The organism is Coriobacteriia bacterium (genome assembly GCA_034370385.1).
In the GTDB taxonomy this organism is placed as follows: domain Bacteria; phylum Actinomycetota; class Coriobacteriia; order Anaerosomatales; family PHET01; genus JAXMKZ01.
Genome location: JAXMKZ010000010.1, coordinates 1 through 1,406 on the forward strand (window position 1 = coordinate 1; position 1,406 = coordinate 1,406).

Below are 1,406 nucleotides of genomic sequence, written 5' to 3' on the forward strand. Positions count from 1 at the left end.
GGCCACGTCCCGGCAAGTGGTGTATGAAGCCCTCTGCTCCGACCTCGGGCTTGTCACTCAGCCGGCCATGAGCGCGGGCACCACCTCCTGATCGAGTCCGTCGGTCACGACGAGTGTCGGCTGCATCGTCTTGTCGATTGACTCGATCGACATGTAGCGGCGGCTCACCTGCCACTCGTCGTGTTGTTCGGAGAGCACCGAGCCCACGAGCCGGATGATGCTCTCGCGATTCGGGAAGATGCCGACCACGTCGCTCCGCCTGCGAATCTCCCGGTTGAGGCGCTCCTGGGGGTTGTTGGACCAGATCTGGCGCCAGTGAGCCATGGGGAACGTGGAGAACGCGGTGATGTCTGCTGCCGCATCCTCGAGCATCGTCGCGACATCGGGGAATCGCTCTTCGAGCTGTTCGACGACGCGTGCGAGCTGGGCGGCCACCTCGTCTGAGCTCGGCTGCGCGAAGATCGTCCGCACGAGCGTGGCCACGAACGGCTGGGCTGACTTCGGCACCCGGCAGAGTACGTTTCGCATGAAGTGGGTGCGGCACCGCTGCCAGGCGGCACCGGGGAGCACGGCCTCGATGGCAGCGATCAGTCCCTTGTGGGAGTCCGAGACCACGAGCCGCACGCCGGTAAGCCCTCTGGCCACGAGGTCTCGCAGGAACGCGGTCCACGCCGGACCGGACTCCTCGGTGAATGTGTCGAGGCCCACGATCTCGCGGCGGCCCTCCGAGTTCACGGCGGTGGCGACGATGCAGGCGACCTTCACCACGCGTCCGCCCTCTCGTACTCGTATCGCGAGCGCGTCGACCCACAGGTATGGGTACGCTCCGTCGTCAAGTGGACGGCTGCGAAATGCGGCGACCTCCTCATCGAGGGTCTTCGCGAGACGCGAGACCTGTGACTTCGAGATGCCTTCGATTCCGAGCGTCTTCACGAGCCCGTCCACACGCCTGGTCGAGACCCCACGCACGTAGCACTCGGCGATGACCGCAACGAGGGCTCGCTCCGCACGACGCCGGTTCTCGAGCAGCCAGTCCGGGTAGTAGCTACCCTCGCGCAACTTGGGCACTGCGAGCGGTATCGTGCCGACACGAGTGTCGAGCTCGCGCTCGCGGTAGCCGTTCCTGCGGTTTACGCGCTCGTCAGAGCGCTCTCCGTAGCCCGCGCCGCACAGCGCATCGGCCTCGGCACCCATGAGTTCTTCGGCGAAGACGCGCAGCATCTCACGCATCACGTCGAGATCGGCGTCCTCAAGTGTCTTGCGAAGCCACGTCAGGCGGTCCATCTTGTCCTTGGTCACTGTCTCCTCCTTGGTTCGGGTCTTGGTCGACCTCAAGGATGGAGCAGTGGCCGCCTGTTTGTCAGGCGACCCTCGGGAACTCGTACACCACTACCGGGGACGTTAGC

Annotated in this window: 1 protein-coding gene; it reads right to left on the reverse strand. The window is 65.3% G+C overall.

Annotated elements, in window-relative coordinates; translation table 11 throughout:
* Positions 1-57: 57 nt before the first annotated feature.
* Positions 58-1,299: an IS256 family transposase gene (locus tag U1E26_02750; GenBank protein ID MDZ4168563.1), complete on the reverse strand. Its 1,242-nt coding sequence runs from the start codon at positions 1,297-1,299 to the stop codon at positions 58-60.
* Positions 1,300-1,406 lie beyond the last annotated feature (107 nt).